This window comes from Stenotrophomonas sepilia (assembly GCF_003244875.1).
GTDB classification, from domain to species: Bacteria; Pseudomonadota; Gammaproteobacteria; order Xanthomonadales; family Xanthomonadaceae; genus Stenotrophomonas; species Stenotrophomonas sepilia.
Genome location: NZ_LXXZ01000014.1, coordinates 1 through 1,299 on the forward strand (window position 1 = coordinate 1; position 1,299 = coordinate 1,299).

The 1,299-nt window shown below is 65.7% G+C and carries 2 protein-coding genes; both read right to left on the reverse strand.

The genetic code is table 11. The features are described 5' to 3' along the window. Window positions 1-95 precede the first annotated feature (95 nt). Window positions 96-449 (reverse strand): MmcQ/YjbR family DNA-binding protein, encoded by a 354-nt coding sequence (locus tag A7X97_RS01655; RefSeq protein ID WP_003246929.1) that lies wholly within the window; start codon window positions 447-449, stop codon window positions 96-98. A gap of 31 nt (window positions 450-480) precedes the next feature. Next, entirely contained in the window at window positions 481-1,257 is a 777-nt protein-coding gene (locus A7X97_RS01660; protein WP_075075807.1) for an AadA family aminoglycoside 3''-O-nucleotidyltransferase, read from the reverse strand. Window positions 1,258-1,299 lie beyond the last annotated feature (42 nt).

Sequence of the window (1,299 nt, forward strand, 5' to 3'; positions counted from 1 at the left end):
TCGAAGTGGGCGAGGATGGCGCGGATGGTTTTGGGTTCCTCGATGCTGGCGACGATCCGTACCGCGCCGCCGCAGTGGGCGCAGGTGGTGATGTGCTATTCGTCCAGTAGCAGACCGGGCTGCAGGCGCTTGGGCAGTCGGCGTACCACCAACTGATGGGAACGGGTCAGCAACTGGCGCAGCTCTTGGTCGCCAAGCGGTAGCTGGCGGGCGCTCATGCTGACCCAGTGCGCTCGCGCCAGATAGGGCGCGGGGCGAATGCCGGGGCGGTCGACGTAGCCGAGAAAGAGGTCGTGATCGACCTTGAAGGCCAGATCCTCGCCCAGAAAATCGAGGATGGCGAACATCTTGTTGCCGGCTACCGAGAACACCCGGTTGCTGCCCCACTTGAGGTCTTCGCGGGCGCCCGGCAGGCTGAGGCAGAAGCTGGCGATCTGGTCGGGCGTCATGGGCATGTCCATCGCTGGTCGAAACGGCAGTCTATCGGTTGACCGACTCGCTGCGTAGCCGCTCGATCTGGTGCCGGGCATAACCGATGAAAGCGGCCAGTGCCTGGGGCCGCTGAGCCAGGTCATCCCTGGCCTGGCCCAGATAGACGTCTCGCGCAGTTTCCAGCAGCGGCCGGTGCTCAGGGGGCAAGCGCTCGAGCAGCCAGTCGGCCGCCACGTCCTTGGCAGCGATCTCGCCGCTGCTCAGCGTCAGCCAGATGCGTGCCAGGGCCAGGACCACGTTGCACTCATCGCCCAGCCAGTCGTCCGGTCCGTTCCATTGCGCCGCGGTGTCGTGCAGGGCGCGAATCATGTCCGCTTCAGGCACCGGCTCGAACAGTTCGGCAGCCGGCGGGCCTAGCAGGCTGATAGCGTGCTGGCGTGCCTTGCTGAGCAGTATGGCCAGGTCATGATCGGCCATGGCCGGCTCGAAGCGACCCGCCTGCAGCTCGTCGCGCAGCCATTCGCCGAACTGCAGTTCGCGCATCGGCCGATAACGCCAGGGCCGCACGGCGTCGTGCACCAGCAGCGTCACCTCCAGCGGGCGCAGGTGCGCGGTGGCCGGCCAGGCCGACAGCCTCAGCAGGTCGGTCATCAGGACCTTGCGCGTGCTATCGCTCAGGGGCGTGCGGACGGTGACCAGCAGATCGATGTCGCTTGCCGGCTTGAGGCCGCCGCTGACGGCGGAACCGAACAGATGCACCGCCAGCAGGTTGTCGCCAAGATGATGATGCAGGAGGGTGAGGGCATTGCTGATCTGCAGGTTCATGTTTTCGCCATTGCGCTTCAGGGGGTATAGGAAGTTCAACCG

Bases quoted from the DNA above. Each gene is read 5' to 3' on its own strand.
- A7X97_RS01655 (WP_003246929.1), bottom strand. From the start codon at position 449: ATGACGCCCGACCAGATCGCCAGCTTCTGCCTCAGCCTGCCGGGCGCC.
- A7X97_RS01660 (WP_075075807.1), bottom strand. From the start codon at position 1,257: ATGAACCTGCAGATCAGCAATGCCCTCACCCTCCTGCATCATCATCTT.